Source organism: Anaerobacillus sp. ABA4_114 (assembly GCF_056159065.1).
The window spans coordinates 1,391,511-1,417,249 of sequence record NZ_JBSWUM010000001.1; the positions used below are offsets into that span (position 1 = coordinate 1,391,511).

A 25,739-nucleotide genomic window follows, 5' to 3' on the forward strand; every position below is an offset into this window, starting at 1 on the left:
ACATGGTTTTTGGAAATGCAAGAAAAACCCTTTCGTGCTATAATAGCGAAGGTTTACTAACAGAATCGGCCATTAATGACTAAAAAGCAGGTTAAGAGGGATAAAATGAAGACGTATAAACAAGTGTTGGCTGAATTCTGGATGAGTTGGAGCGTTTTCGTAGCCGGCTTGCTCGTTATGACTTTTGGTATCGCACTCATGATTAAAGCGGAAGCTGGGAGTGCTCCATGGGATGTATTTCACATTGGATTGTACCACCAGGTCGGTCTTTCTATCGGAACATGGTCGATCATCGTAGGATTCTTAATCATAGCAACAACTGCTTTTATGGAAAAAGAGTGGCCAAAAGCAGGCGCATTTCTTAATATGCTCTTAGTCGGAATCTTTCTTGATTTTTACTTATGGCTTCCTATATTAAAAACACCAGACCATCTTCTAGGTCAGCTCATTATGTTAGCATTTGGAATCGTAGTGATGGGATATGGCATCGGTCTCTATATAGCAGCAGACAAAGGTGCGGGTCCAAGAGACAGTTTAATGCTCGTATTAACAAAAAGAACTGGCTGGAAGGTACAACATATTAGACTATCAATGGAAATTATCGTACTTGCGCTCGGATGGTTAATGAAAGGACCAGTTTCGATAGGGACACTTCTCTTTTGTATCTCGATTGGTCCAATCGTGGGTTATTCACTACCACAATGCAAGTACCTAGTAGCTCGATTGACGGAAAGAGGGATTAGAAATGAAGATTTCAACAAAGGGAAGGTACGGGTTGACTATTATGATGGAGTTGGCAAAAAAGCACGGTGAAGGGCCAACTTCATTGAAATCAATCGCTAGAAGCAACAATCTTTCAGAACATTATCTTGAGCAGCTTATTGCACCGTTACGTAACGCAGGACTTGTGAAAAGTGTGCGCGGTGCATACGGAGGCTATATTTTATCGAAAGATGCTTCAACGATTACAGCTGGCGATATCATTCGCGTTCTTGAAGGTCCAATCAGTCCTGTAGAAGTCATGGATGATGAAGAACCAGCAAAAAGAGATCTTTGGCTTAAGATTCGAGATGCCGTTAAAGATGTATTAGACTCCACAACACTCCAAGATCTTGCGACATATGAAGGTGAGGGAGAGCAGGACAGTTACATGTTCTACATCTAATGAAGAATACGGGTTAACTACCGTTTATAGAGGTGAAGGTTACATGAAAGCAATTTATATGGATCACGCTGCAACATCGCCGGTTCACCCTGATGTGATTGAAGTCATGACGGCTTCTCTTCACAACGATTTCGGGAATCCTTCTAGTATTCATCAGTTTGGGCGGAAGACGAGACATGCTCTTGATGAAGCAAGAAGTAGTATTGCAAAAAGTATCAATGCACATCCGAATGAAATCGTATTTACAAGTGGTGGGACCGAGGCAGATAACTTAGCGATCATCGGTACTGCAAAAGCGAACGCGAACAAAGGAAATCATATCATTACATCAGCAATCGAACACCATGCTGCACTTCACGCATGTGAGTCTCTTGAAAAAGAAGGGTTCGACGTCACATACTTATCAGTCGGTGAAGATGGACGTATCTCGATCGAAGAGTTAAAAAATGCAATTCGAGATGAAACGATTTTAATCACGATTATGTATGGAAATAATGAAACGGGTACGATCCAACCAATAAAAGAGATCGTACAAGTATCAAAAGACCACACCATCCCATTCCATACAGACGCTGTACAAGCTTATGGTCTGATCGACCTCGACGTCAAAGAGGTTGGAATCGATATGCTTTCGGTTTCTTCTCACAAAATTAACGGGCCTAAAGGTGTCGGATTTCTTTACATTAAAGAAGGTATTTCCATCGCTCCGTACTCACATGGAGGAGAACAAGAGCGCAAAAGGCGGGCAGGAACAGAGAATGTTCCAGGAATCGTAGGTTTGCAAAAAGCAGCTGATTTAATACGATCCGATCGTGAAGAAAGAATCGCTCTTTACCATAAGATGAAAGAAACGATGATTGCTATTTTTGAAGAAAACTCGATCGAATACGAGCTCAATGGTGATCAAGTGCATAAACTTCCTCATGTTGTAAATATCAGCTTTAAGGGTGCTAGTGTGGAGCCGATGTTGATGAATCTTGATTTAGCTGGAATCGCAGTCTCAAGTGGTTCTGCATGTACAGCAGGCTCCCATGAACCATCTCATGTTTTAAAAGCGATGTTTCATGATGAAGAACGTGCTCAAACGGCAATTCGCTTTAGCTTTGGGTATGGTAATACGGTTGAAGATGCAGTAAGAGCGGCGGAAGAAGTCGTAAAGATTGTCAATCGATTAAAGAAGTTATAAAATAGTTTCGACACAACGTTTGTGTTAGTAAAAAGGAGGTGCAACCATGACAGCAAAAAAGCCAGAAGATACGCGAGTCGTGGTTGGGATGTCCGGAGGTGTTGATTCATCTGTTGCAGCGCTTCTATTAAAAGAACAGGGCTACGATGTAATCGGCATTTTCATGAAGAACTGGGACGACACCGACGAGAACGGAGTTTGCACAGCTACGGAAGATTATAATGATGTTATCCGTGTATGCAACCAGATTGGCATTCCTTACTACGCAGTAAATTTTGAGAAGCAATACTGGGATAAAGTATTTACTTATTTCCTAGATGAATATAAAGGTGGCCGTACACCAAATCCTGATGTGATGTGTAATAAAGAAATCAAGTTCAAAGCGTTTCTTGAACATGCGATGACGTTAGGTGCAGACTACCTTGCAACAGGTCATTATGCTCAGGTAGTAGAACGCGATGGTGAAGTGAAGATGCTTCGTGGCATCGATAACAATAAGGACCAAACGTACTTCTTAAATCAGTTAACACAAGAACAGCTTTCTAAAGTGATGTTTCCACTAGGTGGAATCGAAAAGAAAGAAGTTCGCGAAATTGCTGAGCGCGCAGGTCTTGCAACAGCCAAGAAAAAAGACAGCACAGGAATTTGTTTTATTGGGGAAAGAAACTTCAAAGAATTCTTGAGCCAATACTTACCTGCTCAACCAGGTAAGATGGAGACTCTGCAAGGCGAGGTCAAAGGGAAGCATGATGGTCTCATGTACTACACGATTGGTCAAAGGCATGGTCTTGGAATCGGTGGTGAAGGCGAGCCATGGTTTGTTGTAGGTAAAAACCTAGAAGACAACGTGTTGTATGTTGATCAAGGTTTCCATAATGAGAAGCTTTATTCCGATTCTTTAATCGCTGTAAATTCGAGCTGGGTATCAAACCACAAGATCGATGAACCTCTGAAATGCACAGCTAAATTCAGGTATCGTCAACAGGATTCAGGCGTCACCGTCACAATGTTGGACGATGATCGATTGAAGGTAACGTTCGATGAGCCAGTTCGTGCGATAACGCCAGGACAAGCCGTCGTTTTCTATGATGGTGATGAATGTCTAGGTGGAGCAACGATTGACCAAGTGTTCAAGAACGAAACTGAACTCACATACGTGTAATCACAGCCTCATTTCCATTGTGAAATGAGGCTGTTTTATAGGTGCGATAGATGCGCAAAGATATGCTACACTAGAAATTAAGGTTAAATATAAGGAGTTTTTGTCATGAGTAATAAAAATGAACAAGCGATCAAAGCAATGAATGATGGTGAACTAGAGAAAGCTGTAACACTTCTTTATGAAGCGATCGAAGAAAGTCCGAATGATCCAGTAGCTTACACGAATGTAGGAAATCTGTTGGCACAAGCTGGTGAGCTTGAACAATCCGTTAAGTTCTTTGAAAAAGCGATCGAACTAGATGATACCCAAGCGACAGCTTACTACGGAGCAGGAAATGCTTTTTTCCAACTCGAACAATATAAAGATGCTGCAGATATGTACCAAAGTGCAATTCAAAAGGGTCTCGATCAAAGCGATGTGCATTTTATGATCGGTCAGTGCTTTATGATGCAGGATGCCATGCGCCTTGCACTTCCATTTTTCCAACGAGCGACAGAGCTAAATGAAGCTGATACGGAAGCTCGATTTCAATATGCAATGTGCTTAGCACAAGAAGGAGCGGTTGAAACGGCGCTACCTCAGTTTGAAAAGGTTGTGAAGGAAGAACCAGAACATGCAGATGCGTGGTTCAACCTCGGTGTTAGCCATGCCTATCAGGATGATGCGAATGAAGCTTTGAAATGCTTTGACCGTGCTCTAGAAATTCAGCCGGATCACCTTTTGGCAGGAAACGGTAAGAAGCAGATGGAAGCAGTGCTAAACAATAACGAATAAATTCAGGTTATTGGGGAGAAGTTTACATGGTTCAGGTTCAGGAAGAGAAAGGATTCATAAAAGGTAGACTCATACAGATGATCTTTTTTAATGAAGATAGTTTGTATGGAGTTGCGAGACTCCGGATCGATGCTACGAACGAAAATTACGACGAAAGAGAAGTCGTTGTCAACGGCATGATTCCTAGGCTATTAGAAGACGAAACCTATGTCTTTTATGGTCGTTTTACTGACCACCCACGCTATGGCAAGCAGTACGCGATCGATTCTTTTGAACGTAAGCTTCCAGAGTCGAGGTCGGGGCTCGTACAATATTTATCGAGCGATTTATTCAACGGGATAGGGGAAAAAACGGCTGAGGCTATCGTCGATACGCTTGGCGATCAGGCGATCTCAAAAATAATGAGAGATTCATCCATCCTAAGTCAAGTTCCGAAGCTGTCAGAGGAGAAAGCAAAAACCCTCTATGAATCTCTCATGGAACATCAGGGACTTGATCAAATTATGATCAGGCTTACTGAGCTAGGTTTTGGTGCAAAACTTTCTATGAAGATCTTCAAAGAATATAAACAGGAAACCCTTGAAATCGTTGAGAAAAACCCCTATCAGCTGATACAGGATGTGGAAGGAATCGGTTTTAGAAGAGCGGATGAACTAGGTCGGTCGATTGGAATCGAAGGAAAGCATCCGGAACGAATTCGAGCAGCTTGCCTTCATACGCTTAATGAGCAAACACTTCAGGAAGGACACGTGTACCTTGAATACGATGCTTTAATCAAGTCTGTAGATATGCTTTTAGGTGAAAAGATAGACGAAGCGGATGTCTCTAGAGAGCTTATTTCACTTTATGAGGAGGATAAGCTAATCCTAGATCGTGAGAGAATCTATCTCCATTCCCTCTATTATGCAGAAAAAGGTTTGGTTTCCGGAATTAATAAACTTATGACTCAAACGGAGTACGAAGATGCTTTTCCTGAATCCGAATTCTATCGAGCGCTTGGCGATTTTGAAGAGCGTCTCGGTATACAGTACGCACCTTCTCAAAGAGAGGCTGTTCAAAGAGCAATTTCTTCCCCTTTTATGATCCTAACCGGAGGTCCTGGTACAGGGAAAACGACTGTTATTAAAGGAATTGTTGAAATCTACGCAGAACTTAATGGGCTTTCGTTGGAGCTTAAAGATTACTCGAAAGAAAAACCATTTCCTGTATTGTTAGTCGCTCCAACCGGAAGGGCGGCGAAACGAATGAGTGAAGCGACAGGTCTCCCTGCTTTCACAATCCATAGACTTTTAGGTTGGAAAGGTGAAGCGGGGTTCGAACATGACGAAACGAATCCGGTTGAAGGCCGGCTCTTAATAGTCGATGAAGTATCGATGGTCGACGTATGGCTTGCTAACCAACTTTTTAAATCGCTGCCTGAACACATTCAAGTCGTTATAGTAGGTGATGAGGATCAGCTTCCTTCCGTTGGCCCAGGGCAAGTATTGAAGGATTTGATTCATTCTGAAGCAGTACCAGTCTGTAAGCTTACGGATATTTATCGTCAAGCAGAAGGTTCTTCTATCATTCAACTTGCTCATTCTATAAAAGATGGCGTTCTACCAGAGAAGTTTAGTACGCCTACACCCGACAGGAGGTTCTTCCCTTGTAATCAACAGCAGATTATCGAGGTTGTATCACAAGTGTGTGGGAATGCTCTGAAAAAAGGATACTCTCCTAAAGACATTCAAGTTCTAGCGCCGATGTACCGTGGCACAGCCGGGGTAGATCGGTTGAACGAAGAGCTTCAGAAGTTGTTCAATCCGCCGTCAGATCAACGCCGAGAGCTTCCACATGGAGATCTTGTATATCGTGTTGGCGATAAAGTGCTTCAACTTGTCAATAATCCAGAAGAGCATGTTTATAACGGCGATATGGGTGAAATTGTATCGGTGTTCTTTGCAAGAGAAAATACAGAAAAGCAAGATCAACTCGTCGTTGCTTTTGATGGACAAGAAGTTGTATATGAACGCGGAGATTTTAATCAACTCACACATGCTTACTGTTGTTCCATTCATAAGTCACAGGGGAGTGAATTTCCGATTGTCGTATTGCCTGTCGTTAAAGGGTATTACCGTATGCTCAGAAAGAACCTCATCTATACTGCTGTAACGCGAAGCAAAGATTACTTAATAGTTTGTGGTGAAGAGCAGGCGATCAAGCTCGCGATTCAAACAGAAGATGATCAAATAAGGAACACACGACTGACTGAAAAACTACAAGAGACGCTTATTCCTCCGATGGAGATGAATGAAACATAAGAGAAGCCGATGGTGATCGCCATCTGGCTTTTTTTGTTTTTCGAAATTCCTACTGCCTGTATAGAACCATGTTGAAGTGGACAATATGGTAGGTATCTCTATGAATTGTTATACAGGAGGTTGAAACCTTTGGAATGTCCGAATTGTAAAAGTAAAAACATAGGTAAGATCGGTGCAAACCAGTTTTACTGTTGGAATTGTTTTGTTGAAATGTCGGTCGTGAAAGGAATGCTTTCTCTTCATCAGGTTGAGGAAGATGGGTCTTTAACGTCATTAGATGATCTGTTCGAAGACTATGATATGCGAATAGAAATGTAAGCAAAAGCAGGAGGGAGTGGATATGAAGAAAGAATGGAACTTTAATTGGGTCATCTATTTAACTACTCTCCTGCTCGCTTTTTTGTGCATTTATGTGTTTTTAAAACTTGCGCCGATTTGGAAGCCGATTCTTGATGTGATCGCGGTCCTTTTAGTGCCGTTTCTCATTGCATCACTCATCACCTATCTGCTGCATCCAATCATTGAAAAGATCCATAAAGAAGGTCTTCCTAGGTCACTAGCGGTCCTCTTAATCTATCTTTTGTTCTTTGGAGGGACTGGTTTCGCAATCTTCAAAGGTCTACCTCATATTGTGAAGCAGTCACAGGAGCTGATGGAAAACGTGCCGGTTTTCATGGAGATGTATCGTGAGGCGGTGCATCGCATCTATGACTACACCTCATCCCTACCACCCGCACTTCAAGATAAAGTGGACCAAGCTTTCAGGGATGCTGAAGAAGCGGTAAACCAAACACTCTCACTTGGAATTAAACTAGCGAAGAAGCTTTTGAGTTCCTTTTTTGTGATCATGATCATTCCTTTCATCGTATTTTACTTGCTAAAAGACTTCGAAACATTAAAAAAAACGATGTGGAAAATTATGCCTTTAAAATGGAGGGAGCCGGGTAAAGAGCTAGTAATTCGAATCGATGAATCGCTTGGTAACTATATTCGAGGACAATTTTTCGTCATCACTGTACTTGGTGTGCTTGCCGTTATTGGTTTCTGGCTAATCAAGTTACCATACGCGATCTTGCTCGGAATCATCGTTGGTATCACAGATATCATTCCATACTTCGGTCCGTTTCTTGGAGCAGCACCGGCTCTTCTCATCGCATCTACAGTGTCGATGAAAATGGCGATTATTACGCTAGTCGTTATTCTTGTCCTGCAATTTATTGAAAGCAATATTCTATCTCCATATATCGTAGGTAGAAGCCTTCATATTCATCCGGTCATTATTATCTTTGGACTGCTCGCTGGTGGTGAAATCGCAGGCATAATAGGGCTGATTCTAGCAGTACCTGTACTGGCTGTACTAAAAGCTTTAATCCTATATAAAAATGAACGCGAAGCAAACCATTGACAAACGATTCTTTCTTTGACTATAATAACCGCAGAACATGATGCAAACACAATGACGGACCGAGTATGCTGATTATCGCTTTACGGGTATGAAGATATCCATCAGAGAGAAGCTCCAAGGCTGGAAGAGCTTCAAAGTGAGACAGCAGAACGCTAATCCTGAGTGCGGTTTAATCTCCGCCGTCTCAACCACGTTACGGTTGCTTGAGGTGATAGGCATAGCCTATAACCAGGGTGGTACCGCGTGAGTATATGATAGCTCTCGTCCCTGATTTATATCAGGGGCGGGAGCTTTTTGTATGGTTCTGCCCAAATGATTAACGATCACGAACAGTTGCTTAAGAAAAAAGGAGGATTTCATGATGAAGAATTTAACTTCAGCTGATGTAAGACAAATGTTCATAGACTTTTTCAAAGAAAAGAGTCATTCCGTCGAGCCAAGCGCTTCCCTCGTTCCGCACGAAGATCCAACGCTGCTTTGGATTAACAGTGGAGTAGCAACACTAAAGAAATATTTTGATGGTCGCGTTACTCCTGATAATCCAAGGATCGTTAACGCACAAAAGTCGATCCGTACGAATGATATTGAAAACGTTGGGAAAACTGCCCGTCACCATACATTCTTTGAAATGCTCGGTAACTTTTCGATTGGAGAGTATTTTAAAGAAGAGGCAATCGAATGGGGTTGGGAATTCTTAACGAGTAAAGATTGGATCGGTTTTGATCCAGAAAAGCTATCCGTAACCATTCATCCAGAAGATGATGAGGCATTCACGATTTGGAAAGAGAAGATTGGTTTACCAGAAGAACGCATCATACGAATCGAAGGGAACTTCTGGGATATCGGTGAAGGTCCGAGTGGTCCAAACACTGAAATCTTTTATGATCGTGGAGAAAGTTATGGTGAAGACGATCCAGAGGAAGAGCTATATCCTGGGGGCGAAAACGAACGTTACTTAGAAATTTGGAACCTTGTATTTTCACAGTTCAACCACAATCCTGATGGAACATATACACCTCTTCCTAAGAAAAACATCGATACAGGGATGGGGCTTGAGAGAATGGTGTCCGTTATTCAGGACGCAAAGACGAACTATGATACCGATCTTTTCATTCCAACGATTCGAGAAACTGAACGAATGGCAGATGTCAGCTATGGTGAAGCTAAAGAGTCTGACACAGCATTTAAAGTCATCGCAGATCACATTCGTACTGTAACATTCGCAATTGGAGACGGAGCGCTCCCTTCAAACGAAGGAAGAGGGTATGTGTTAAGACGACTTCTTCGTCGTGCGGTTCGTTTTGCGAAGCAAATCGGCATCAACCGTCCTTTCATGTATGAGCTTGTCCCTGTGGTTGGAGATATCATGGTTGAGTTTTATCCAGAAGTTAATGAAAAGCAAGACTTCATTCAAAAGGTCATTAAAAATGAAGAAGAAAGATTCTACGAAACGTTGAATGAAGGACTTGCGATTCTTTCTCAAATTATTAAAAAAGGGAAAGAGAGTGGAACTACCGTTATTTCTGGAAGTGATGTATTCCGTCTGTATGATACGTACGGCTTCCCTGTTGAACTTACGGAAGAGTATGCAGAAGAAGAAGGAATGGAAATCGACCGTACTGGGTTTGAGAAGGAAATGGAGATGCAGCGAAAACGTGCACGTGAAGCGCGTCAAGACGTTGGCTCTATGCAAGTTCAAGGTGGAGCACTTGGTGATCTTTCAGTAGCAAGTGACTTTGTGGGATATGATGAACGAACAGCTGAAACAGAAGTTGCAACGTTGATCAAAGACAAAGAAGTAACGGAGGAAGCAACAGAAGGAGACGAAATTCAACTCATCCTCAGCAAGACACCATTCTACGCTGAGAGCGGTGGTCAGGTTGCAGATCCAGGTGTCATCCGCGGAGAGGGAGTACTCTTACGTGTTAAAGACGTGCAAAAAGCTCCTAACGGACAACACGTTCATACAGCTGTTGTTGAGTCAGGTTCAATCAAGACAGGTTCTAAAGTAACTGCTGAAATAAATCCAACGAGCAGAGCTTCGATCGTTAAGAACCATACAGCTACCCATCTTCTTCACCAGGCTTTAAAAGATGTACTTGGTGAACACGTTAATCAGGCAGGATCTCTTGTTGGATACGAGCGACTGCGCTTTGACTTCTCTCACTTTGGACAAATTTCAGCTAGTGAATTAGAGGACATCGAAAAGAGAGTAAACGATCAAATCTGGGCAAACATCCCAGTACAAACGATGGTGAAACCGATAGACGAAGCAAAAGCAATGGGTGCAACTGCGTTGTTTGGAGAGAAGTATGGTGATACTGTCCGAGTTGTACGTGTAGGAGACTACAGCTTAGAACTATGTGGTGGTACACATGTTCAGAACACTGCTGAAATCGGCCTGTTTAAAATCGTTTCTGAAGCGGGAATCGGTGCAGGTACGCGTCGTATCGAAGCAGTTACAGGTGAAGGTGCATACCAAGCCCTCAATTCACAAGTTGGCATTCTTAAAGAAACAGCTAATCTGTTAAAGTCAAACTTGAAAGATGTACCGTCTCGTACCGAGTCGTTACTATCCCAAATTCGAGATCTTCAGCGTCAAAACGAATCACTCACTTCGAAGCTAGCTAATGTAGAAGCGAAACAGATGTCTACTGAAGTACAGGAAGTCGATGGAGTAAAAGTGGTAGCTAAACGTATTGATACTGACATGAATAACTTGAGAACGATTGTAGATGATATGAAATCTCAGCTTGGTAGTGTTATTGTAGTACTTGGTAGTGGTGCTGATGGAAAAGTTCAACTAGCTGCAGGGATCACAGATGATCTTGTAAAAGAAGGATATCATGCAGGAAAACTAATCAAGGAACTAGCGACTCGTTGCGGTGGTGGCGGCGGTGGACGCCCTGACATGGCACAAGCTGGAGGAAAAGATCCGGAAAAGCTCGATGAAGCGTTGGCTTACACAACAGAATGGGTGAAATCCATTTCCTAATTAGGTTTCAGTAGTGTACAATGAGATTTAGAGGAACAGTTACGATTCTAGTGGGATCGTGGAAAGAGGTGTAAGGAATGAGTTCAATGGACAAAACAATGAAATTCAACTTTCCAGATGATGCAGATAATCATGATGTCCAGGAAGTTTTACTCACCGTTTACGGCGCTCTTCAAGAAAAAGGTTACAATCCGATCAACCAGATCGTGGGGTACCTCCTTTCTGGGGATCCGGCTTACATTCCTAGACATAATGATGCGAGAAGCTTAATTCGTAAGCTTGAGCGCGATGAGTTGATCGAAGAGCTCGTCAAGTCGTATCTTACACACAACCAGAGATAAGGAGACAGCATGAAAACACTTGGTTTAGATGTTGGCACGAAAACGATTGGCGTTGCAGTAAGCGATCTGATGGGGTGGACTGCGCAGGGTCTAGAAACGGTAAAGCGTGATCCGGATCAACCAGATGTAATACCTGAACGGTTAATGGATATCATAAACGGGAATGAGGTTAGCAAAATTATTGTTGGCCTTCCCAAAAATATGAATGGTTCGATTGGCCCTAGCGGTGAAGCTTGTATGGAGTTTGCTGATCGTTTAAAAGAAAGCACAGATCTTCCTGTAGAAATGTGGGATGAGAGGTTAACGACAGTTGCTGCTGAGCGAATGTTGATCAGTGCCGATGTGAGCCGTAAAAAGCGAAAAAAAGTTATCGACAAAATGGCTGCTGTTATGATCCTTCAAGGATATTTAGACAGCAAGCAAATTTAATGAGGTGAAAACATGGAGGAAAAAGAAAGAATTATCATTCCAGATGAAAACGGAGACGAGCATTTATTCCAGGTACTATTCACATTTGATGTGGAAGAGAACGGAAACTCTTACTTAACAGTCGTTCCAGCTGATCAAGCTGATAGCGAAGATGAAGTTGAAGTTTACGCGTTCCGTTATGAAGAAGAAGACAATGAAGATCGTGACTACAAACTATTCCCAATCGAGTCTGATAAAGAATGGGAAATGGTTGAAGAAATGTTGAACACGTTCTCTGAAGAAGAGGACAACGAGTAACATATCAAAGGCCGCCGATGAATGAATCGGCGGCCTTTTACATTATTGGGAAGTTTTTATAGCTTAAATAGACAAAAGGCTACAAAGTGTAACGGTTACCTAGTATAATACAAATTGGAAATTTTTTTGAGGAGCGGTAGGGCGAGTCGATCTATAGTATAATGGGAACGAGTGAAGGGGGCAGAGGCGTTGTCAGATTATAAAGAACAATACAAAGAGAATTTATTAAAACGCCAAAATGAGAATAGAACTGTAAGAAAAGTTGTATTTATCATTTTGTTACTACTTACGATTACGATGGCAGCTGTTATTACAGGTGGTTATTTCTACATAAAGAATACGTTACAGCCAGTTGATCCCGATAGCGAAAAGCAAAAAGCTGTCTCGATTCCAATTGGCTCATCAACTTCATCGATTGGTGAAATTCTTGAGGAAAAAGGGATCATCAAAGATGGAACAGCATTTCGCTATTATGTGAAATATAAGAACGAAAGCGGGTTTCAAGCTGGTGATTATGAGCTTTCCCCATCTATGACGATGGATGAGGTTATTTCAAAGCTAAAAAGTGGAAAAGTGATGAAAGAATCAGTTGCTAAAATCACTCTACCTGAAGGAATTTGGATTGAGGATATTGCCGCTCGTATCGGTAAAGAGCTTGATATGAAGCCTGAAGAAGTTATCAAAAAACTAGATGACGAAGAGTATTTAAAGGCCCTGATCAATGAATATTGGTTCCTGACTGATGAAATCTTAAATGAAGACATCAGACATCCGCTAGAAGGCTATTTATTCCCGGCTACCTATGATTTTGAAGAAGAACCAACAGTAGAACTTGCTGTTAAGAAGATGCTAGAGAAAACAGAAGCTGTGTTAGCATCCTATCGAAGCGATGTCGAAAGTGGCGAACTTTCAATTCATGAATTTATGACGATGGCATCACTGATAGAGGAAGAAGCATCAGCGAAAGCCGACAGAGAGAAGATTTCTGCTGTGTTTAGAAATCGTATGGAGCAAGGCATGCTACTCCAAACAGACCCTACCGTCATTTATGCTAGAGGAGAACAGTCCGGTGAAATCACCCAGAGTGAACTTGATGCGAATTCGCCATATAATACGTATCAAAAGAAAGGACTTCCAGTAGGTCCGATCGCAAATCCAGGTCAATCTTCGATTATTGCAGCAATTGAACCTGATCAGACTGATGATCTCTATTTCTATGCTCGCCCTAATGGGGAAACCATCTTTTCTGAGACGAATGCTGAGCACAATAAAGTTCGAGCGAAATATGACGAGGAATGGGATGAGTATTACAGAAAGAAAGAAGAAGAGGAAGCTAATTCAGAATAAGTTTCAGGGAATGGTAAGTACGACTACCATTCCCCTTTATTTTGTGATAAAATAGTTCGGGCTACATGAAGGAGGAACGTGGATGATATCCGATCATGTTGAACAATATTTGGAATCTTTACGACCAAAAAGGGCAGAATTGATAGAAGAGATGGAGCGATATGCACGAGATCATCACATTCCGATCATGGAACAGACGAGTCTTGCTGTTATGCTTCAGGTGATGTCTTTTCTAAACCCTGACCGCATTCTTGAAATTGGTACTGCGATAGGTTATTCTGCAATCCGTATGGCTGAAATGATGCCAGAGACGGAAATTGTAACGGTGGAGCGCGATGAAGCCCGCTATCATGAAGCAGTTTCCAACGTTGAAAAAGCAGGTTACGCTCATAGAATTAAGATTTTGTTTGGAGATGCGTTTGAGCTATCGCAAGAGTTAAAATCGCATGGGCCATATCAATCACTTTTCATAGATGCTGCAAAAGGACAGTACAAACGTTTCTTTGATGAGTTCTATGGTAGCTTGCAGCCTCAAGGAGTCATTTTCTCAGATAATATTCTGTTCAGAGGAATGGTCGCTGAAGAAGAAATTGAAGAAAAACGATTTCGTTCTATGGTGAAAAAGCTTCGTGAATATAACGAATTTCTAATGTCGCATCCTTCTTTGGATACGACGATCTATCCAATCGGTGATGGATTAGCAGTAAGTAAGAAAAACTCATGATGAAGGAGAAACCGGCGTACAGCTGTACGAACGGTTTTTCTATAATAGAAAGGGAAGGATTATGGTTAATAGACCTGTTGTAATTGGTGTTGCCGGGGGTTCAGGTTCAGGCAAAACTACCGTAACGAGAGAAATTTTTAAGCAGTTTGCTGATCAATCGGTATTAGTAATCGAACAAGATTCTTATTATAAAGATCAAAGTGAGAAATCTATGGATGAACGACTTGATACCAACTATGATCACCCACTCGCTTTTGACAATGATTTACTTATTCAACATGTAAAGGAATTAATGTCTTATAATTCCATTGAAAAACCTGTCTATGACTATACAGTTCACACAAGATCTGATAAAATTATTCCTGTTGAACCAAAAGATGTCATTATTTTAGAAGGTATTTTGATTTTAGAAGATGAGCGTCTTAGAGACTTGATGGATATCAAGCTGTTCGTTGATACAGATGCAGATATCCGTATTTTAAGAAGAATGGTTCGAGATATAAGGGACCGAGGTCGTACCCTTGATTCGGTTGTTGAACAGTACACTTCTGTTGTACGACCGATGCATTTACAATTTATCGAGCCTACTAAACGCTATGCAGATATTATAATCCCAGAAGGTGGTCAGAATCGTGTCGCGATCGATCTTATGACGACCAAGATTCATACCATTTTAGAGGACAAAGCAATGCTATAACGAATTAATGAGGTAATAAATACCTCTTTTTTTCATACAGTTTATTACGACTGATTGCCCTTAATTGATGAAGGAGTGAACAAAATGGCAGACGACAAAAAGTATTATATGACCAAAGATGGTAAAGAAAAGCTCGAGCAAGAACTTGAGCATCTAAAGACAGAGAAAAGAAAAGAAGTAGTAGAGCGTATCAAAGTTGCTCGTAGTTTTGGAGATCTTTCTGAGAACTCTGAGTACGACGCAGCAAAAGATGAACAAGCATTCGTTGAAGCGCGAATCACTACTGTAGAAAATATGATTCGTAACGCTGAAATTATTGAGGAAGATCAAAGTGCTTCCAATGTTGTAACGATCGGTAAGCGAGTGAAATTCGCGGAAATTCCTGATGGAGATGAAGAGGAATATGTCATCGTAGGAAGTGCTGAAGCGGATCCGTTCGAAGGTAAGATCTCAAATGATTCTCCTATGGCTAAGAGCCTTCTTGGCCGTCAGATCGGTGAAAAGGTTAACGTACAAACACCAGGTGGAGAAATCCGCGTTGAAATCTTAGAAGTGAAATAAGGAACCTGAAAAGGACGGCCGACCGGTCGTCCTTTTCTTTTTGGTTCTGCTTAGTACAAACCTCCTTGGGTTTGAAATGCCTTAGAAGAGGCGAGACTCTTACTGAGGTGAAGTGTATGGGGGTTCGAAGAATAACGATTGTCGCAATTCTTTTCCTTTTATGTTTTGGATTACTTATAGGACGCTTAGTTCAGATTCAACTTATCGATACGAATTCTTTTTCAAATCATGAAGTTAATCTTGTAGAAGCAAGTATAAATCAACGTACGCAGTCGTTTATTTTAAGTGATGGGAGAGGGACTCTACTCGACCGTAATGGTGAGCCTATGAGAGGTTCAATTCCATCATTGATTCTTTTTCCTTTCTTAAGTGAAAGAGAATGGCCGATCGATCAAGTTTCAGAATTAATTGATGTTCCTCCAAGTGAACTAAACAAAGCTTTGCAAGGTAAAACACAGCCTTTCAGATTAGATAAAACACTCACGAAGAGTGAAATGGTGAGCATAAATGATCTTAGAATACCAGGGGTTTACGCAGTCTATCAACCAGAATCGAAGGATCGATTAGCTAGTCATTTAATCGGAAGTGTCCGGACGAATCCAGAATTAATAAAGTCTAAATACCCTGAAAAATGGAACGAAGGGTTGGTGGATCAGCATACAAGGCTCGGAATTTCTGGTTTGCAGTTAGCTTTTGATCCTTTTCTAATCTCTGAAGGGGAGTCCAAGCTCTTGTATCACGCAGACCGTAAAGGTAATCCATTGCTTGGCCTAGATGTAAAAATGTTTACAAATGCTGACTCTTTCTATCCTCTACAAGTGAAAACAACGGTAGATACAGATCTTCAACAGAAGGTAGAAAATGCTCTAGATCAAACAAAAATTACGAATGGGGGAGCTGTCTTACTCGATATCAAGAATAGTAATGTCCTTAGCATGGCGAGTAGACCAAACTTTAACGAAGATGATCCTTTAGGGGATGGTGCTACAAACAAAATGGTGAAAGGCTTCTTCCCTGGATCCGTCTTTAAAACAGTCATTCTCGCTGCAGCCTATGAAAATGGTATTTCTAATGAAAGGACGTTCGATTGTGATCGAAATGTTTATCGAGATGGTCCTGAAAAACGTGAACTTGGCGTACTAGATCTCAAAAGTAGTTTCGCAGCTAGCTGCAATGCAACGTTTGCCATACTCGCTGAAGAATTACTTGATAAAGATCCTGACGTCATCGAGAAAACCGCTGAAAAACTCGGTATTTCAACAACTGTAGGGTGGACCAATACACTCTATCACTATGAGGGTTTTCAGCAGTTTCCTGATGAATCAAAGCCCGTTTTCTTTGCGAATGAAAAGGATAAGCGCATCAGAAAGGCAATAGATCAAACGGCGATCGGACAGTTAAACGTAAAAGTAAGCCCTTTATCATTAGCAAACATGATGGCTACAATTGCCAGGGGCGGCGATGCAAAGCAGGTTAGAGCTGTTTCGGATATTCTCTATCAAAATAACACTACTTTTTTAAGCTTTCAGGAAAAGAAGCTTACCAGCAAAACCCTTTCATCTGACGTCGTTGGTGATCTTCAAAATGCTTTAAGAGAAGTAGTTGTGAGCGGAACAGGAAGATCATTTCTCGCTGACCTTCCAGTAGAGGTTGCTGGTAAATCAGGTACTGCAGAACCAGGCGGAAATGCGGACTATGATTATCAATGGTTTGTTGGTTATTTCCCATATGATGAACCACGGTACGCATTAGCAGTCGTAGATTTTGAAAGAAAAGATAAGGAGTACAAGGCATATGAAGCGTTTGGAAAGATTGTAAACACCTTATACTAGAAAATTTTTGGTTATAGAAGGAAAAGTCAAGCCTTAAACGAATCCTCTAGAGATGGTAGAATATGAGCAACAGTTAAATAGAGGAGTGGATGAACGTGAAATCACGATATAATGCTCGTCATTCAAAAAGAAAACAAAATATCATTTTAAACAGTCTTATTGGAATAGTAGGAGTAGTCATCCTTATTCTTATTGTAAATATCTTTTTTAATGGCGATAATACCGAACCAACTGCTGGGGAGGAAACAGCCTCTACTGAAGCAACTCAATCCGAATCAAACAATAGCAACACGGAAGATGCAGTTACTTCTGATGAGGCAAGCGATTCAGCAACAGATGAAGAAACTAACGATGACGCTAGTAATGAAGAAACTAAGAACGAAGAAGATTCTCAAGATGACAAAGAACAAAATGACGAAAACGCTTCTGAAGAAGAGGAAGCTTCTAACGAGTCCGGTGAGGTCAATCTAGAAGGACCATGGCAACCTGTAGGAACATCTCAAGACAGTAGTAATCACGTATCAAGCTATGACAAAGGTAGCGTTGACTGGAACGAAAAGCTAGATGCTGTTGAGACAGTAGTCGGCTATCCTAAGGAAGAAATGGTCGTCATTTGGATGGAGAACAACGGGAGTCCACAAAAATCTAAAGCTACCGTGACAAAAAAAGGCGGCGATGGGACGCAGTATGTCGTTGAACTAGAATGGGTCGATGAAAAAGGCTGGAAACCTGTCAGCGCTAAAGTAAAATGAATATGAAGAAAGGGAGCAGATCTCATGATTGAGGTCCGCTCCCTTTTTTATTTTGCTTTAAAATGTACTACGGCTGAATAATAGGGTCTGCCTGTTTTTTCGTTTGTTAACACCTGGTGCTGAACATGGTGAACGTGTAGCATCAAAGCCCGGTTGTTATCGATTTGATCTTGGATTTTCTTCTCGAGATCTTCAAGGGAAAACGACTCGAAAAATTCCACTTTGTCATCAATTCGTTCAAGAGAAAATTCCATCTTTGTCTCTCCTTTTCTTAATCCATCCTTCGCAATTTATAATTTTACACCTTAAGAAGAAAACTGACAAATTGATATGTAAAAAGGTTTGTGTTAAATTAGAACCATAAAAGCATATTATTCATACCTTAATACTATGAATTAAATTATGAAAGCGATGTGAAGATATAATGGGGAGAGAATTCATTGATTTGTTTGAGCGGTGGGCTGACTCTTATGATACGACCGTATCAGGTCAGGACGAAGAGTATCGTGATGTATTCAAAGGATACACTCAAATACTCGCTTCTGTAGCTCACGCATCTGTGGGTAATGTGCTTGAGTTTGGGGTAGGAACAGGTAATCTCACTGCTATTCTATTGGATAAAGGGTTAAGTGTGACTGGTGTGGAGCCGTCCAAAGCGATGAGAGACAAAGCTAAGGAAAGGTTCCCGAAGTTAACGCTTTTAGATGGGGATTTTCTAGATTATCCAGAGCTTGGACATTCGGTTCAAACGATTGTGAGTACGTACGCGTTCCATCATTTGACCGACACTGAAAAGGAAGAAGCTATTCACAAATATAGCCAACTACTGAGTGAGAATGATAAAATTGTATTTGCAGACACGGCATTCCAAAATGAGGATGCTAGGACAAAAATGCATGAAAAAGTAAAGTCACAGGGGTATTTGAATTTACTTCAAGACTTACAGACGGAATATTATACGACTATTCCGGTGCTAGAAGAATTATTTAAGAAAAATGGATTTGAGGTAGCTTTTACTCAGTTGAACGATTTTGTTTGGCTGATAGAAGCGGTCAAAAAATGAAACTGTAAAGGAGTACGTCATGAAGATCGGTATTATTGGAGCTATGGAAGAGGAAGTTAGAATTTTACGAGATCGCCTGGAGAACAGGAAGGAACATACCATTGCAAAATCTGAATTCACAACTGGTGAAATCGATGGGCAAGAAGTTGTTCTCTTAAAATCAGGAATCGGTAAAGTGAACGCAGCGATCGGTACAACGTTATTGAACCAGCTATTCGAACCAGATTACATCATAAACACAGGGTCAGCTGGGGGCTTTAATCCTGATTTAAAGGTTGGCGATATCGTAATTTCAAGTGAAGTTCGCTACCATGATGTGGATGCGACCATATTTGGTTATGAATATGGGCAAGTTCCGCAAATGCCGGCTCTTTATGAACCAGAAAAAATGCTTGTTGAAGCAGCAGAGAGAAGCGCAGAAAAAGTCACAGAGCATCAAGTCGTGAAAGGATTAATCGCAACCGGCGATTCCTTCATGAACGATGCAGTAAGAGTTGATTACGTAAGATCACGTCTTAAGAATCTCGATGCTGCTGAGATGGAGGCGGGTGCAATCGCTCAAGTTTGCTATCAGTTTAACACGCCATTCGTTGTGATCCGTTCTCTCTCAGACATCGCTGGAAAAGAATCGAATATTTCCTTCGAACAGTTCCTTGAGACAGCATCGATTAACTCAGCTAACTTGGTATTAAATCTTGTAGAGGAGTTGAAGAATATTGGCTAACAAAATGAACGTAGAAAGTTTCAACCTTGATCATACGAAAGTGGCAGCACCATATGTGAGACTTGTAGGCGTCACAAAAGGTCCTAAAGGTGATGAGATTTATAAATACGATATTCGATTCAAACAACCGAATAAAGCTCATATGGAGATGGCGGGTCTTCACTCGATCGAGCACTTGATGGCAGAAAACATTCGTAATCACTTAGATAACGTTGTTGATATAGGACCGATGGGATGCCAAACAGGCTTCTATCTTGCTGTTCTAAATCACTCTGACTATGATGAGATTCTTAGTGTACTTGAAAAAACGTTGAATGACGTTTTAGCAGCGGAAGAAGTCCCAGCTTGTAATGAGGTACAGTGTGGATGGGCTGCAAACCATAGCCTTGAAGGTGCTAAAGAAATTGCAAACGAAATGCTTTCACATCGTGATGAATGGCATGTCGTTTTCGCAGAATAGTGAGACTTTTTGATGGATATTTATAATAATGTTCATGAGCTCGTAGGCCGTACCCCGGTCATCGAGCTCCATCATTTTGATATTCCAAAAGGTGTTCGATTATTTGCAAAGCTAGAGTTCTATAATCCAGGAGGAAGCATTAAAGACCGGCTCGGACAGGAACTCTTACAAGATGCAGTTGAAAACAATAGAATTCAGCCAGGTGGAACATTTATTGAACCTACAGCTGGAAACACAGGAATCGGACTTGCGCTAGCAGCTGTGAACAGAGGGTATACAGTGATGTTCGTCGTACCTGAAAAGTTTAGTATCGAGAAACAAGATTTAATGAGTGCTCTTGGTGCTCAGATCGTTCATACACCGACTGAGTTAGGGATGAAGGGGGCAATTGCAAAGGCGAAAGAGTTGCATGAAGAAATACCAAACTCATATATGCCGCAGCAGTTCGGCAACCCTGCTAATCCTGAAACGTATTACAAAACCCTTGGTCCTGAACTTTGGAAACAGCTTGACTGTGAGCTTGACGTATTTGTAGCGGGAGCAGGAACCGGCGGTACATTCATGGGTACGGCGCGCTATTTAAAAGAAAAGAATCCACACGTTAAGACTGTGATCGTAGAACCTGAAGGATCGATTCTTAATGGCGGAGAATCAGGGCCTCATAAAACAGAGGGGATCGGAATGGAATTTCTTCCTGGATATATGGATGATTCCTACTTTGATAGCATTCATACAATTACAGACGAAGTTGCATTTCGACGAGTTAAAGAACTTGCAGAGAAAGAAGGATTGCTCGTAGGTAGCTCTTCTGGAGCAGCTTTAGAAGCAGCCCTTATCGAGGCGAGTAAAGCAGAACCTGGAACTAACATTGCAACAATTTTTCCGGATAGTAGTGAACGATACTTAAGTAAAAAGATTTACCAGGGAGGCATTTAGGTATGAAGCCGAAAACGAAACTAATACATGGTGGGATTACAGGTGATCCCCAAACTGGTGCAGTGTCTGTACCAATTTATCAAGTAAGTACGTATAAGCAAGAAGCGGTTGGTAAATTCAATGGCTACGAGTATTCTCGTACAGGAAACCCAACTCGTCACGCTCTAGAAGAGCTCATCAAAGACCTTGAGAACGGTCATGCTGGCTTTGCATTCGGCTCAGGTATGGCGGCTATTACATCAGTCATGATGCTGTTTAACTCAGGCGATCATGTTGTAATGACAGACGATGTTTACGGTGGAACATACCGTGTGATGACGAAAGTATTAAATCGTCTAGGCATCGACTCCACGTTTGTAGATACAACAGATCTTTCTGCTGTTGAAGAGGCGATTAAACCAAACACGAAAGCCGTTTTCATTGAAACTCCTACGAATCCGTTGTTGAAAGTAACAGACATTCGTAAAGTGTCAAATAAGGCTAAGGAACACAATCTCCTTACGATTGTAGATAATACGTTTAATACACCGTACTGGCAGAATCCAATCGACCATGGTGCTGACATTGTGCTTCATTCTGCTACTAAGTATTTAGGTGGACACAGCGACGTCGTTGCTGGATTGGTCGTTGTAAATTCACAAAGCCTTGCTGAAGAGCTCCACTTTGTTCAAAACTCTGCGGGTGGAATTCTTGGACCTCAAGATTCATGGTTATTGATCAGAGGTTTGAAAACACTTGGCGTACGGATGGAAGAGCACGAGAAAAATACTGCGAAGATCGTTCAATTCCTTAGCGAGCATCCAGATGTAGAGAAAATCTACTACCCAGGATTGAGCACACACCCTGGAAACAACATTGCTGTTAACCAATCAAGAGGTTTCGGTGGTATGGTTTCCTTTGACATTGGAAGTGCGGAAAAAGCTGATGAACTTCTTAGTAAAGTAAAGTACTTTACGCTCGCAGAAAGTTTAGGTGCTGTCGAAAGTTTAATATCAGTTCCAGCGCGAATGACGCATGCATCCATTCCTAAAGACCGTCGTGATGAACTAGGCATTACAGAAGGACTCGTCCGTATTTCTGTAGGTCTTGAAGATGCAGAAGACTTGATTGAAGATCTTAAGAATGCACTAAGTTAACGTTGAAATCCCCTTAACTAAGGGGATTTCCTTTTATTTGGAAATAGTTACATACCTCGTAGTACACACTTCTATGCTAGACTAATAGTGTGAGAGGTGATCGCATCATGAAAGAACTTCAAAATAAGATGACAGACTACAAACGTTATGCATTTATTTTATTGAGTTTAAGTGTGTTTCTGTATATCGGTTCTTTTCTTCCTATGGAAGGGAAAACAGATGAAAAAGTCTTGATCTTGACTGGTGGAGGATTTCTACTAGTAGGTATCGCGCTGTTTTTCTATTCGCGTGCGATTGCCATACAGAAAAAAATAAACGATCTAGATACTTGAAACGAAACGTCAAAAAGGCCTAGTTTATTTAAACTGGCCTTTTTTTATTTCTTATATTCTATTAATAGGTCATGATATCTTTTAAGCGCCCTTGCCATTTCTCGTCATCAAGAATGATTTGAAAGGATATTCGCCTGTTCTTTTGAAATGCATCAGCTGTTGTTCCTTCTACGATCGGTTTAAATTCAGAATAGCCAGTTGCACCTAGATATTTTGCATAATCCGTCCTCGCAAGCTTCGGATTAGCCTTCATGAGCTCTTTCACGACTGCAACCGATCGATCTGCTGATAGCGTCCAATTATCATAAGGAACTTTATCCGTATGACCTTCGATTAAGATGATGTACAGGTACTGACTGATGTCTTCCTCTTCTATTAAACTTGCGAAAACATCTGCGAGTTCGTTTAATACTACTTTACCTTCTGGACTAACTTCTGCACTCCCCGTATCAAAAAGAATGTCCCCTTCAACGGAAATCGTATTGTTAGGGCCCCTTACGATCTTATCTTTCCCAACGTTCTCTTCTAACTGCTGCTCAATAAGGTCGCTGATATGCTTTTTAACGTCAGCTACTTTCGCAAGTTCCTGCTTCATAACGGTTTGGTCATAAGCATCATAAATCATTTGAACGAACGCTATGATCGCAACGAATAGCATGACAAGCACAATCATCGCCATCATATCAGCGAAACTGGGCCAATAATGCTCTTCTCCGTTTTCAGATTGAAACCGCCTCTTTCTACCTTTCATCGGTTATCACCGATCATTCGAGAGTGAATTTGTTGTTGAGCTGCTGATTGCCTTCGAAGTTGATCTTCATAGGCCCGAAGCTGGAGCTGATACGATTCAGATAGGTGATGTTGAATATCTTTTAATTCTCTTGCAAGTCCTTGATAGAGAGAATCCATACTGTTTGAAAGAGATCTTAGTTCATGTTGCAGCGGCTGATCTTTTTGATCTCTCTCCATCTTATACATAATCGGTTCGAGCGCTTCACGCTTGATTTTATCGATTGCTGTATACCAAGCTTTTTCAAGCTGGGAGACAGATTCCGCAAAGTCTTGAGATGCTCTGCCATACTGGTTTTGTTTTTCTTGATAGCGATAATACCACTCGTCTTGTGCCTGGTGGACCCTTCGCTCTAAATCTTCCTGTGATGATTGGTAACGTTGCATCTGTTCATCTAATCCACGTAAAAAATGCTGTCCAGTTTCTTCAGATTTTTTCTGCGTTTCTTTTATTAAATGATCAGATCGCTGAACGAGCTGTTCAAACTTTCTCTGACCGTTTTCATGATGTCTTGAAAGAGATTGAAGCTGAGAGTCTAGCGTTTTCAGCTGACTAGATAATTCTAAAATCCCCTTGTTTGCTTTTTCCTGTACACCATCTAGCTGGGTGAATGACCCTTGTAATTTATCAGAAAAAGATTCTAAAGTAGATGTACTTTCTGCAAATTGATCTGTGTATTTTCGCTGTGAGGTAAGGATAGCATGAACATCCTGCATCGCTTTTTCTAATCCAGCTGTAAAGTGAATCATGCTAGAGGAGAAGTCTCCTAGCGTTTCTTGGAAACTATCCTCAATTCGCCCTGCAAGCCTATCTAGGATACGTTCCATTTCATCATGAGGCTTTTCCTTGCTTAAGCTAGCATGTAAGTTATGGTCGAGGAGAGCTTCACAGTCTGAAATAATTTTATCAAGGTAATAAGCAGTCGTTCTTCCACCAGTAAGAACGCCATTTTGAATGAGGGTAAGAAACAGCGCATTCCCAATTCCTGCGATACTCGTTACAAAAGCTACGCTCATACCTTGGAACGGACTTGAAATCGCAGCGATAACAGATGCGAGGTCTAAGTTCGCATCTTCAGGTTTCTGTGATAAGAAGAGAAGTGTTTCTTGCATGGAAGCGATCGCGATCGTTAATCCAATAAATGTTCCTAGAATTCCAATGATAATAGAAGTTGGGGGCAGCTGCTGCATGAATCTCATCATTCCACCTGCAGGTACTCTGACTAAGCCAAAAATTGCAACAGATTCCTTGTAAAAATGCTTTTCAATTAAAGCCTGTGTATTGATGGGGGATATTCCTGCAAGGTGGTATGCTTTATACTCTTCGATCACCTTTTGAATCCACGGTGCTGCATACGTATTCGAATCGATCTGCATCTCAGAATTTTCAATATCTCGTAACCATTTTTTCATCTGAATGGCGATTTGAACAGTTGCTGTCACGCCAAGAACAGCCAAGAAACCGATAATAGCGAGGACAACAGTTGTCACGTTAAGCATGTACTCACCTCCGCTTTGTATAAGTGTATGTCCGTGTTAATAGAACTTTCATGGTTTCTTCTTTCAGATTCATTGTCGAAAATAAGTATATATTGTCGTAAAATAATATTTTTGCGAAATAATCAGGTAATTTAGTAAAAAAGGTTTACAAAACCATAAGACATCGATATACTAACCCTTGAAATCATTACAAAAAAAGGAGGTCGAACAAAATGATGGAAATGACAAAAGCAATCGCAGGAACTAAATATGCATCTTTCAAAATGGTTCGACCGGCGCCTATCAAGTAGGCATCCTTTTTATGAATTGGATATAAAGCCGCAGGTCGATCTCCTGTGGTATGAGTATATGTGCCGCAGGTAAAAGCCTGCGGCCTTTTTGTGTCCAAAATTTGAGAGGAGGAAAAGCGATGATGAAGTGTTTAGCAGCAAAGAAAAGGAAAAAGTGGGTCCCCTGAATTTTTATGTGAAAGGAGGTCGTTAGCATGGTACCATTCCATTTATTGATCATTACTAGAGTAAAGAATTTCATTGAACCAAGTCTCAGTTCAGAACTTCATAAGCGTGATATTCAACGCCAAGTAACTGAAAATGAGATGAAAGCAAGTCGAACTGGTTCAATATGGCTGTAATTAAAAAACACATTAAGGAGAAATGATCATGTTAACGATAAATTTATTGTTTATAAAAGTTGGAATTACAATTCAAGAGAAAACGATCCAAGAAGAGATTCATTATCAACAACTAAAAGAAGACAGAAATAATCGTGAAACCCATGTCTTGGGAAAGCAGCCATGGCTATTCTAATACGTTGAGAAAGGACTGAATGTTTG

Annotated in this window: 29 protein-coding genes; 26 read left to right on the top strand and 3 right to left on the bottom strand. The window is 41.2% G+C overall.

Going from position 1 to position 25,739, the window contains the following annotated elements:
* Positions 1 to 105 precede the first annotated feature (105 nt).
* The 18 genes from ACXAEY_RS06820 to ACXAEY_RS06905 all read left to right on the top strand — a co-directional run bounded on the left by ACXAEY_RS06820 (position 106) and on the right by ACXAEY_RS06905 (position 17,967).
* The gene (locus ACXAEY_RS06820; RefSeq protein ID WP_270179403.1) at positions 106 to 813 is read left to right on the top strand and encodes a YczE/YyaS/YitT family protein; all 708 of its coding nucleotides are present in this window, start codon (positions 106 to 108) and stop codon (positions 811 to 813) included.
* On the top strand, positions 746 to 1,165 hold the full coding sequence (gene cymR / locus ACXAEY_RS06825) for a cysteine metabolism transcriptional regulator CymR (protein WP_270179402.1): 420 nt from the start codon (positions 746 to 748) through the stop codon (positions 1,163 to 1,165). The genes ACXAEY_RS06820 and cymR overlap by 68 nt, the downstream gene beginning before the upstream one ends.
* Positions 1,166 to 1,208: 43 nt before the next feature.
* The gene (locus ACXAEY_RS06830) at positions 1,209 to 2,351 is read left to right on the top strand and encodes a cysteine desulfurase family protein (protein WP_474810988.1); all 1,143 of its coding nucleotides are present in this window, start codon (positions 1,209 to 1,211) and stop codon (positions 2,349 to 2,351) included.
* A 46-nt stretch (positions 2,352 to 2,397) separates the two neighbouring features.
* Positions 2,398 to 3,513 (top strand): tRNA 2-thiouridine(34) synthase MnmA, encoded by a 1,116-nt coding sequence (gene mnmA, locus ACXAEY_RS06835; protein ID WP_270179400.1) that lies wholly within the window; start codon positions 2,398 to 2,400, stop codon positions 3,511 to 3,513.
* Between the two features lie 105 nt (positions 3,514 to 3,618).
* Positions 3,619 to 4,287, top strand: a complete 669-nt coding sequence (locus ACXAEY_RS06840; protein WP_270179399.1) for a tetratricopeptide repeat protein — start codon at positions 3,619 to 3,621, stop codon at positions 4,285 to 4,287.
* A 26-nt stretch (positions 4,288 to 4,313) separates the two neighbouring features.
* A complete protein-coding gene (recD2, locus tag ACXAEY_RS06845) occupies positions 4,314 to 6,587 on the top strand; it encodes an SF1B family DNA helicase RecD2 (protein WP_474810991.1) in 2,274 nt (757 codons plus the stop codon).
* 129 nt (positions 6,588 to 6,716) lie between these two features.
* Positions 6,717 to 6,905, top strand: a complete 189-nt coding sequence (locus tag ACXAEY_RS06850) for a hypothetical protein (RefSeq protein ID WP_270179397.1) — start codon at positions 6,717 to 6,719, stop codon at positions 6,903 to 6,905.
* A gap of 22 nt (positions 6,906 to 6,927) precedes the next feature.
* Complete coding sequence (locus ACXAEY_RS06855; protein ID WP_474810993.1) at positions 6,928 to 7,992, top strand: AI-2E family transporter; 1,065 nt, start codon at positions 6,928 to 6,930, stop codon at positions 7,990 to 7,992.
* 361 nt (positions 7,993 to 8,353) lie between these two features.
* Positions 8,354 to 10,987: an alanine--tRNA ligase gene (gene alaS / locus ACXAEY_RS06860; protein ID WP_474810995.1), complete on the top strand. Its 2,634-nt coding sequence runs from the start codon at positions 8,354 to 8,356 to the stop codon at positions 10,985 to 10,987.
* Positions 10,988 to 11,064: 77 nt separating this feature from the next.
* On the top strand, positions 11,065 to 11,328 hold the full coding sequence (locus tag ACXAEY_RS06865; RefSeq protein ID WP_270179395.1) for an IreB family regulatory phosphoprotein: 264 nt from the start codon (positions 11,065 to 11,067) through the stop codon (positions 11,326 to 11,328).
* Positions 11,329 to 11,337: 9 nt separating this feature from the next.
* Positions 11,338 to 11,757 carry a Holliday junction resolvase RuvX gene (gene ruvX / locus ACXAEY_RS06870; RefSeq protein WP_270179394.1) on the top strand — a complete coding sequence of 140 codons (420 nt, stop codon included), beginning with the start codon at positions 11,338 to 11,340 and terminating at the stop codon, positions 11,755 to 11,757.
* Between the two features lie 12 nt (positions 11,758 to 11,769).
* Positions 11,770 to 12,054: a DUF1292 domain-containing protein gene (locus tag ACXAEY_RS06875; protein WP_270179393.1), complete on the top strand. Its 285-nt coding sequence runs from the start codon at positions 11,770 to 11,772 to the stop codon at positions 12,052 to 12,054.
* A gap of 189 nt (positions 12,055 to 12,243) precedes the next feature.
* Positions 12,244 to 13,401: an endolytic transglycosylase MltG gene (gene mltG, locus ACXAEY_RS06880; RefSeq protein ID WP_270179392.1), complete on the top strand. Its 1,158-nt coding sequence runs from the start codon at positions 12,244 to 12,246 to the stop codon at positions 13,399 to 13,401.
* A gap of 82 nt (positions 13,402 to 13,483) precedes the next feature.
* Positions 13,484 to 14,125 carry an O-methyltransferase gene (locus ACXAEY_RS06885; RefSeq protein ID WP_270179391.1) on the top strand — a complete coding sequence of 214 codons (642 nt, stop codon included), beginning with the start codon at positions 13,484 to 13,486 and terminating at the stop codon, positions 14,123 to 14,125.
* 61 nt (positions 14,126 to 14,186) lie between these two features.
* Entirely contained in the window at positions 14,187 to 14,822 is a 636-nt protein-coding gene (udk, locus tag ACXAEY_RS06890; protein ID WP_224878548.1) for a uridine kinase, read from the top strand.
* An 84-nt stretch (positions 14,823 to 14,906) separates the two neighbouring features.
* A complete protein-coding gene (gene greA / locus ACXAEY_RS06895) occupies positions 14,907 to 15,383 on the top strand; it encodes a transcription elongation factor GreA (protein WP_270179390.1) in 477 nt (158 codons plus the stop codon).
* A 116-nt stretch (positions 15,384 to 15,499) separates the two neighbouring features.
* A complete protein-coding gene (locus tag ACXAEY_RS06900; RefSeq protein ID WP_474810999.1) occupies positions 15,500 to 17,215 on the top strand; it encodes a peptidoglycan D,D-transpeptidase FtsI family protein in 1,716 nt (571 codons plus the stop codon).
* Positions 17,216 to 17,310: 95 nt separating this feature from the next.
* Entirely contained in the window at positions 17,311 to 17,967 is a 657-nt protein-coding gene (locus tag ACXAEY_RS06905) for a YrrS family protein (RefSeq protein ID WP_474811001.1), read from the top strand.
* 47 nt (positions 17,968 to 18,014) lie between these two features.
* On the opposite strand, the gene ACXAEY_RS06910 is transcribed toward ACXAEY_RS06905, so the two are convergent.
* On the bottom strand, positions 18,015 to 18,221 hold the full coding sequence (locus tag ACXAEY_RS06910) for a YrzA family protein (RefSeq protein ID WP_474811003.1): 207 nt from the start codon (positions 18,219 to 18,221) through the stop codon (positions 18,015 to 18,017).
* Between the two features lie 170 nt (positions 18,222 to 18,391).
* On the opposite strand from ACXAEY_RS06910, the gene ACXAEY_RS06915 reads away from it, so the two are divergent.
* From ACXAEY_RS06915 to ACXAEY_RS06940, 6 genes are all read left to right on the top strand, one after another.
* Positions 18,392 to 19,030 carry a class I SAM-dependent DNA methyltransferase gene (locus ACXAEY_RS06915; protein ID WP_474811005.1) on the top strand — a complete coding sequence of 213 codons (639 nt, stop codon included), beginning with the start codon at positions 18,392 to 18,394 and terminating at the stop codon, positions 19,028 to 19,030.
* Between the two features lie 19 nt (positions 19,031 to 19,049).
* On the top strand, positions 19,050 to 19,754 hold the full coding sequence (gene mtnN / locus ACXAEY_RS06920; RefSeq protein WP_474811007.1) for a 5'-methylthioadenosine/S-adenosylhomocysteine nucleosidase: 705 nt from the start codon (positions 19,050 to 19,052) through the stop codon (positions 19,752 to 19,754).
* Positions 19,747 to 20,214 (top strand): S-ribosylhomocysteine lyase, encoded by a 468-nt coding sequence (locus ACXAEY_RS06925; RefSeq protein ID WP_474811009.1) that lies wholly within the window; start codon positions 19,747 to 19,749, stop codon positions 20,212 to 20,214. The genes mtnN and ACXAEY_RS06925 overlap by 8 nt, the downstream gene beginning before the upstream one ends.
* 12 nt (positions 20,215 to 20,226) lie before the next feature.
* Positions 20,227 to 21,150, top strand: coding sequence for a PLP-dependent cysteine synthase family protein (locus ACXAEY_RS06930; RefSeq protein WP_270179383.1), 924 nt, complete (start codon positions 20,227 to 20,229; stop codon positions 21,148 to 21,150).
* A gap of 2 nt (positions 21,151 to 21,152) precedes the next feature.
* A complete protein-coding gene (locus tag ACXAEY_RS06935; protein WP_270179382.1) occupies positions 21,153 to 22,286 on the top strand; it encodes a bifunctional cystathionine gamma-lyase/homocysteine desulfhydrase in 1,134 nt (377 codons plus the stop codon).
* A gap of 107 nt (positions 22,287 to 22,393) precedes the next feature.
* Positions 22,394 to 22,618: a YrhC family protein gene (locus ACXAEY_RS06940; protein WP_270179381.1), complete on the top strand. Its 225-nt coding sequence runs from the start codon at positions 22,394 to 22,396 to the stop codon at positions 22,616 to 22,618.
* 61 nt (positions 22,619 to 22,679) lie between these two features.
* On the opposite strand, the gene ACXAEY_RS06945 is transcribed toward ACXAEY_RS06940, so the two are convergent.
* Together ACXAEY_RS06945 and ACXAEY_RS06950 are read right to left on the bottom strand one after the other, a co-directional pair.
* The gene (locus tag ACXAEY_RS06945; RefSeq protein WP_270179380.1) at positions 22,680 to 23,369 is read right to left on the bottom strand and encodes an OmpA/MotB family protein; all 690 of its coding nucleotides are present in this window, start codon (positions 23,367 to 23,369) and stop codon (positions 22,680 to 22,682) included.
* Positions 23,366 to 24,907, bottom strand: a complete 1,542-nt coding sequence (locus ACXAEY_RS06950; RefSeq protein ID WP_270179379.1) for a hypothetical protein — start codon at positions 24,905 to 24,907, stop codon at positions 23,366 to 23,368. The genes ACXAEY_RS06945 and ACXAEY_RS06950 overlap by 4 nt, the downstream gene beginning before the upstream one ends.
* A 484-nt stretch (positions 24,908 to 25,391) precedes the next feature.
* Here ACXAEY_RS06950 and ACXAEY_RS06955 point away from each other — a divergent pair, with 484 nt between their 5' ends.
* On the top strand, positions 25,392 to 25,538 hold the full coding sequence (locus ACXAEY_RS06955; protein WP_270179378.1) for a hypothetical protein: 147 nt from the start codon (positions 25,392 to 25,394) through the stop codon (positions 25,536 to 25,538).
* 28 nt (positions 25,539 to 25,566) lie between these two features.
* Positions 25,567 to 25,713 carry a hypothetical protein gene (locus ACXAEY_RS06960; RefSeq protein WP_270179377.1) on the top strand — a complete coding sequence of 49 codons (147 nt, stop codon included), beginning with the start codon at positions 25,567 to 25,569 and terminating at the stop codon, positions 25,711 to 25,713.
* Positions 25,714 to 25,739 lie beyond the last annotated feature (26 nt).